The 6,795-nt window shown below is 48.5% G+C and carries 6 protein-coding genes; 3 read left to right on the plus strand and 3 right to left on the minus strand.

Features of this window, described 5'->3' with window-relative positions; genetic code table 11:
- The 3 genes from B3182_RS05050 to B3182_RS05060 all read right to left on the minus strand — a co-directional run.
- The coding region (locus B3182_RS05050; RefSeq protein ID WP_292751779.1) for a DUF1538 domain-containing protein at positions 1 to 1,112 on the minus strand (1,112 nt) is incomplete at its 3' end.
- Positions 1,113 to 1,157: 45 nt separating this feature from the next.
- Positions 1,158 to 2,231 carry a DUF484 family protein gene (locus tag B3182_RS05055; protein ID WP_292751782.1) on the minus strand — a complete coding sequence of 358 codons (1,074 nt, stop codon included), beginning with the start codon at positions 2,229 to 2,231 and terminating at the stop codon, positions 1,158 to 1,160.
- A 37-nt stretch (positions 2,232 to 2,268) separates the two neighbouring features.
- On the minus strand, positions 2,269 to 2,994 hold the full coding sequence (locus B3182_RS05060) for a ComF family protein (protein ID WP_292353588.1): 726 nt from the start codon (positions 2,992 to 2,994) through the stop codon (positions 2,269 to 2,271).
- A gap of 33 nt (positions 2,995 to 3,027) precedes the next feature.
- Between B3182_RS05060 and bioB the strand changes: the two genes are divergently transcribed.
- The 3 genes from bioB to bioC form a co-directional block, all read left to right on the plus strand.
- Positions 3,028 to 4,041, plus strand: a complete 1,014-nt coding sequence (gene bioB / locus B3182_RS05065) for a biotin synthase BioB (protein ID WP_292353589.1) — start codon at positions 3,028 to 3,030, stop codon at positions 4,039 to 4,041.
- 109 nt (positions 4,042 to 4,150) lie between these two features.
- Complete coding sequence (bioF, locus tag B3182_RS05070) at positions 4,151 to 5,335, plus strand: 8-amino-7-oxononanoate synthase (RefSeq protein ID WP_292751785.1); 1,185 nt, start codon at positions 4,151 to 4,153, stop codon at positions 5,333 to 5,335.
- Positions 5,328 to 6,795: malonyl-ACP O-methyltransferase BioC (bioC, locus tag B3182_RS05075; protein ID WP_292751788.1), on the plus strand; the 1,468-nt coding region annotated here is incomplete at its 3' end. The genes bioF and bioC, both read left to right, overlap by 8 nt.

The raw sequence follows: 6,795 nt of genomic DNA on the forward strand, positions 1-6,795 counted from the left end.
ATCCTTCCCGAAGCGGCTTCTTCTGCCTGTTGGCCGATAGCAATCAAGGCGGGTTCCGCCATGGTAGTCGCAAAACCAATCGCAAAAGCGAACAGATAGACATAGACAATATGCTGATTTTTTATCAGTTGTTCAGCCATGCTGCTACCGATGGGGAATAACCCCATTTTTAAGCCTACAACAAATGCATACAACCCGAATAACACCATGGCAAAACCTAAAATCACTTTGCGTGGGTTCGTTAACGGTCGTTTTAACACCAGATACTGGAAAAACAGGATAGTGATAATGATAGGAAGCACATCTCCCATCATCCCCAACAAATCCATCAGCATGGCCATCGGGCCAGAGATTGCTTCTTTCTGCGCCGTGTTGATACTGAGATCTGCTGCGGGAGCAGTTTCAGACCCACTGAAGACGACAATCCCATACAGCTGAACTGTTATCATCGGTACCATCACTGCCATGGCTACAATACCAAAGCCATCAATAAGTGGGTTACGGCCACGAATGGATGAGGCTAAACCAATACCTAAGGCTGCTATCAATGGAACAGTCACAATATTGGTGGTAACACCGCCTGAATCATAAGCCAGTCCGACGATTTCAGCCGGTGTGAAAAATGTGATCACCACGACAATCAGGTAACCAATAATCATGAACCAGTGTAGCGGGTAACCAAACAGGATTCGAAATACACCGAGGGCAACCACAAAGCCAACAGAAACGGCCACCAGAAAGCGTAGGATCAATGCATCGATTCGGCCTTCACTGATCTCCTGAGCTTGTTCGGCCACGGCAATTAACGCCGGTTCGGCAATCACCGCCGAAAAGCCTAATGCAAAACCAAATGCGAGCAAAATCGATAACGAACCCCGTCGAGTAAACTGATTAGAGAGACTTTTACCGACCGGAAAGATACTTAATTCAAGGCCCCGCAGAAATAGGGCGACTCCGATGGCAACGACAAACAGACCGAGACTGATGCTCAGACTGTTTTCCGGGACGCGTTGCAATACAAAAGCTTGAAAAATAACCACAACGACAACGATTGGCAGCAAGTTTTTCAACGCGTGTAAAAATGCAGCTGAAAAAGCTTTCAGTTGATTCACTGTGGCCTCTTTATTGTCGGTTAAAGGTTACGGGCTTCAGTATTTTCAGGCCTCAGCGCTGACTTTTACCTGATTGCGTCCGGATAGTTTGGCGCCATACACAGCCTGATCAGCTGATTGTAACAGACGCTTGACGGTCATTTTACTGCCTGGCTCCAGAGTAGAAACACCCACCGACAGGGTGACCTGTAATGTCTTGCCTGTTGGCGAGGTGAAATGGGTTTCAGCCACGGTTTTTCGCATACGTTCTGCAATATCTGCCGCCACAGAACGCGTTGCATCGGCCAGTAAAACGACAAATTCTTCCCCTCCATAACGTGCCAGTACATCGCCTTGTCGTAAACTGTCATTGAGCAGCTGTGCAACATGTTTGAGTACCTGATCGCCTGTCTGATGGCCATGACTGTCGTTGATGCGTTTAAAGTAGTCCAGATCGACAAACAAACAGGACAAGGGGGTGGCATTCCGATTAGCGCGGCTGAATTCTTCAATGATGCGTTGATCGAAAAAGCGGCGGTTATTTACCCCGGTAAGCGGATCTCGTAAGCCAACCAGTTTCACTTCCTCATGTAGCCGGGCATTTTCGATACAGGCTGATACTACCGCCGCCAGATGTTGCAAAAACTGCGTCCCGATGTTGGATTGAAAGCGATTAGGGTTTCGGCTGCCCAGATTGAGACTGCCTATCAATTGATTTTGACGAATCAGAGGGAGTAACGCGACGGAGCCTAATTCATTATAGGAGGGAAACAGTTGCTGGTGTTGATGAGAAGAAAATCTGGTGAGCCGGGGTATCCGTCGTAAACTGAAAAACTGTTCCAGACGTTGTACAGACTCAGTAAACAATAAATTTTTCTGCCAAAGTTCGGTTTCCGATAACGAATCCAGCAGGCGTTGGAATTCATATTCCGGATCATGCAGCATCAAAGTGACTGCCGTCAGTTGAAAACGATGTTTATGTTCTTCCAGGATCAGTTTCAGTAACGGTTCTAAACCGCTGCTGTTGAGCAAGCTTAATTCATATTGCTGAAAGTTGAGCTGTTTTCGCTCATTACTTTTGGCAATACGAATCAGATCATCCAAACGATCTTGAAGCGTCGTCACGTCTTTTTGAGGCATGCAACAGCCTTGAGCACTGAAATTATGTGTGGTGGCCCTAATAATGGCGCATTGCGCGGGCAATTGTCCATACTTCTACTGTATCGACACCATTTTGCTGCAAACAGCGAGTTGCTTCTGCTACGGTATGTCCCGTGGTATAGACATCATCTATCAATGCCACATGGTTATATGATGTCGCCATTCTTATAGCAAAAGCTTGTTTCAAATTACGTTTGCGTTGTTTGCCACTCAAGCCTGTTTGGGGAGAAGTATTGCGCTGTCGAATAAAACTGGTTTTATCCACCGCAATATCAAGCTGATTTCCCAGAGCGTCCGCTAACTGAGCAGACTGATTATATCCACGACTGCGCATGCGGCTTGGATGTAAAGGAATGGGAATCAGCACTTCGGGTAAAGCATTATTCCGTTGTCTGGTTTTATCAGCCAGCAGCCTGGCATATAGTTTGGTAAAGACCAGTTGCTGATGATATTTGAATGCAGCAATGCAATGATTGACAGGCGTTTCATAACGAAATAATGCCAGACTCAATTGCTGAGGTGGGGGTTGCTGCAGGCATTGTCCGCAAATTCCTGCCTCATTCAGTGGCAGTGCACATCGCTGACAACAATGGCCCAACCATGGCAGGTCGTTGATACAAGCTTTGCAAAGTGCATCCTGCTGACTAAACTCGCCACAGAGGAAGCAGGGAATCGGTAACAGTTTGCTGTATAATTCCGCCAAACGATGCGTCAATACGGCACTAAAGTTTCTGGCCATCATGTTATTAATCCATTAAATCTGATGAAGAAGCCCATGACTGAAAATATAGCAGAAAAGACCGCACCGCTTCGCCATGACTGGCAGCAGGCGGAAATTGAAGCCTTGTTTGATTTGCCATTTGCGGATCTGATGTACAAAGCTCAAACCATTCACCGGCAGAATTTTGATGCCAATGCTGTGCAAATCAGTACATTGTTAAGCATCAAAACGGGTGGCTGTGCTGAGGATTGTGGTTACTGTCCCCAAAGCGCACATCATCCATCGGCAGTAAAAGCTGAACCGTTAATGCCTCTGGATAAAGTACTTGAATCCGCTGCTCAGGCTAAATCCACTGGGGCCAGCCGTTTTTGTATGGGTGCCGCCTGGCGTAACCTGAAAGATCGTGATGTAGATCGTGTCGTCGCGATGATTGAAGGCGTTAAAGATATGGGGCTGGAAACCTGTGTCACGCTGGGCATGCTGGAAAATCATCAGGCCAAACGTCTGAAAGATGCCGGTCTGGATTATTACAATCATAATCTTGATACCTCTCCGGAATTCTATGGTGAAATCATCTCTACCCGTACTTATCAGGATCGTCTGGATACCTTAAGTCACGTTCGCGAAGCGGGTATTCATGTCTGCAGTGGCGGCATTGTCGGCATGGGTGAAAGCCGTAAGGATCGGGCCGGTCTGTTAATCAGTCTGGCCAATTTGCCAAGCCATCCTGAGAGCGTACCAATTAATCTATTGGTTCAAGTCGAAGGCACACCACTTGATGGCATCAACAACCTGGATCCATTTGAATTTGTTCGTACCATCGCGGTAGCGCGAATTATGATGCCACAGTCTTTTGTCAGACTTTCAGCCGGCCGTGAAAACATGACCGATGAATTACAGGCAATGAGCTTCCTGGCTGGTGCCAATTCGATTTTCTATGGTGAAAAACTGCTGACGACAGACAATCCGGATACTGACCATGATCAGCGTCTATTCAATCGTCTGGGTATTACACCGTTACAGGTCGGACAGCAACAATCGGAAGATAAACACTGTTCAGCGGCCTGAAGGTTAAATTAAAGATAATGCTCTGTGTGATGCTATCGCACAGAGCATTTCTGTTAATAAAGTCTGTCGGTTCCATCGCTCAAGATTACTGATTTCTCGAGGCGCTTTAGTGTCACAACTTCCCTGGCATTCACAACTCCAACAAACATTAACCGATCGTAAAGCCGCCGGCTTGTATCGTCGCACACGGTTGCGTGATGGTGAACAGGGCGTTGAGGTCGTGTTGGATGGTCGTAAAATGCTGTCTTTCAGCAGCAATGATTACCTGGGACTTGCTGCACATCCAGCATTAAAAAAGGCCTTTATCGACTCGCTGGAGCAGGAAGGCGTCGGCAGTGGCGCAGCGCATTTACTAACCGGTCACAGCCGTTATCATCATCAGCTTGAAGAAGCCCTGGCAGAATTTACTGGCCAGCAACGCGTTCTTTTGTTTTCCACCGGTTATATGGCCAATATGGGCGCGATTACCGCGCTGGTCGGACAGGGTGATGGGGTATTTGAAGACCGCTTAAATCACGCCAGTTTGCTCGATGCAGGTTTATTAAGCGGTGCCCGCTTTCAGCGCTTTTTGCACAATGATCTGACTAACCTGCAAAGCCGTTTAGAAAAAACCGAAGCCGCAAGAAAATTAATTGTGGTGGATGGTGTATTCAGTATGGATGGTGATTGCGCGCCCTTGCCTGAACTGGCCGCACTCGCGCAAAAAAATAATGCTTGGCTGATGGTGGATGACGCCCACGGTTTTGGTTGCCTGGGAAAAACTGGCGCCGGTTGCGGGGAGCACTTTGGTTTAAACCAAGAGCAGTTGCCGATTTTAATGGGCACCCTTGGCAAAGCCGCCGGTAGCTTCGGTGCTTTTATCGCAGGCAGTGAAACCCTGATCGAAACCCTTATCCAATTTGCTCGGCCTTATATTTACACCACAGCCATGCCGCCTGCAGTGGCGGCGGCAACACGGGCGAGTTTGCGTTTGATACAAACGGAGCAGTGGCGCCGTGAACATCTCAATACACTTATCGCACATTTTCGCGCTGGCGTTCAGGCGCTCAATTTGCAATTAATGGATTCCTTTTCGCCGATCCAGCCGATAGTGATTGGCGATGAAGCGCGCGCTTTATCGATTTCGCAAAAATTAGCCGAGCGCGGCATTTTAATTATTGCGATTCGCCCGCCCACCGTTCCGGTTGGCAGCTCCCGTTTGCGTATTACTTTTTCCGCACAACACACCATTGAACAAGTTGACCAATTATTGTTGGCACTTGCTGACATCATGGGCGAGGTTGCGCATGATTAATCTGGTGTTAATTCACGGCTGGGGCTGCGATAGCCGCACTTGGCAGCCGCTGTTGGAACCTCTCCAAAAAATGGCAGCGGTGACACTCATTGATTTACCCGGTTTTGGTGAAAGCGAACCTCTGCCAGAATTTTCACTCGATGCGGTGCTCGATAAGATCGCGGCGCAACTACCAGAAAACGCCGTGGTTATGGGTTGGTCGCTGGGCGGCATGCTTGCGGTGCAATTGGCGGCGCGTTTTCCCGAGCGCATTCGCGGCCTGATTACGCTTGCGGCTAATGTAAAGTTTGTCGCGGCGCCGGATTACCCTGCAGCCATGGCGCGCGCCACCAATCGCCAATTTAACCAAGGCTTTGCTCAAGATCCGCAAGCGACGTTGAAATTATTCAGCGGCCTATTAGCGCAGGGTGATGCCGAAGAGCGCAGCCTATTAAAACAATTGCGCCGCAGCGATATGGGTACGGTGACCGACAATTGGCCGCAAGCCTTGCAACTCTTATCGGTACTGGATAACCGCGAGCTGTTTGCACAGCTTACCCAGCCAGGCTTGCATTTGTTGGCCGAAAAAGATGCGCTAGTGCCTGTGGCTGCCGCCGAACTAATGACGCAGTTGAATCCCCGGCAACAGATTCAGATCGTAAAATATAGTGCACATGCTTTGCACTGGAGTCAGCCGCAAATGGTGGTCGATGCGGTCGCTCGTTTTGTAAAAGAGCAAATCGTTAAAACACTAGACCTGGATAAAAAAAAGGTGGCGCAATCTTTTAGTCGCGCTGCAGCCACTTACGATTCGGTTGCACAATTGCAGCGCGATATAGGCACAGAGTTATTGGCGCAGTTGCCATCTGATTTTCCCGCTCATACCTCTGCACAAAAAGTGATTTTGGATCTGGGTTCTGGCACCGGATTTTTTACCCGACAATTGGCACAGCAGTATGGCGAAGCGCAGGTTGTAGGTTTGGATATAGCCCAGGGCATGTTGCATTACGCTGCGGCTCAATCAGCGGGAATAAGTTGGCTGTGTGCAGATGCCGAGGTGTTGCCGTTGGCTGATAATAGTGTCGACCTTATTTTTTCCAGTCTCGCCATTCAGTGGTGTAATGATCTGCCGCAGTTGCTGAGTGAGTTGGCGCGCGTGTTGAAACCGGGCGGCCAATTGCATATAGCCACGCTCGGCCCCAACACCTTGCACGAATTAAAATCCGCATGGCAGCAGGTGGACAATTATGTGCATGTAAATCGCTTCCAATCAGCGCAAAATTTAACGGCAGCAACCGAGTCAGCGAATTTATTTGTTGCTCAATTAAAGCAGGAAAACCGCAGCCTTTATTATGAGCGACTGAGCGACTTGACCCGTGAGCTTAAAGCCTTGGGTGCACACAATGTCAATGCGGGAAAACCCGAAGGGCTAACTGGACGGGCACGGTTGCTGGCATTTAAAAATGCTTATGAAGTGTTTC

It is taken from the genome of Methylophaga sp. UBA4204 (assembly GCF_002379485.1).
Classification (GTDB): Bacteria; Pseudomonadota; Gammaproteobacteria; order Nitrosococcales; family Methylophagaceae; genus Methylophaga.